The 512-nt window shown below is 47.7% G+C and carries 1 pseudogene; it reads left to right on the forward strand.

The annotated features are described in order from the left end of the window. Nucleotides 1–512: pseudogene (locus R7093_RS28270) on the forward strand (sensor histidine kinase); the annotation flags it as partial.

Here is a 512-nt window from a genome sequence, read left to right on the forward strand (position 1 = left end):
ACATCCTCACTCATCAAATCAGCCTGCGTGCTCAAGTTCAGTCGCAGCAGCTCTCGCAATTGTCCAGCCTTATTACCGCTGTTGGGGCTGGTAGCGCAAGCAAAACGTCAGAAATAATCAATGCGGTTCAGGCAGTGAGTGATGCGGACTTTATCACCGTGAGTGATCGCGCAGGAATTCGCCTAGCACATCCTGTCGCTGAACGCGTTGGTTTGCCTGTATTGGGAGGTGACATTGAAAGAGCGCTGGAAAACGGTGAGTCCTACCTTTCTTATGGCGTGGGATCTTTAGGGCCATCGGTTCGTTACATATCTCCCATTTTGTCCAATGACGGTGATGTGATTGGCATGATCAAAGTTGGCTATTTGATTGATACTTTGGATCTCTGGACAAGCGAACGGTTATTGCCCTTGATATCGTTCGGAATCATTGCCGTCGCTATTTGTATTTGGTTGTCTTGGAAGTTTTCTCGCTATGTTCGTACTCAAATGCAAGAGTTAGAACCTTGGCAG

The organism is Vibrio sp. 1580, from assembly GCF_033340055.1.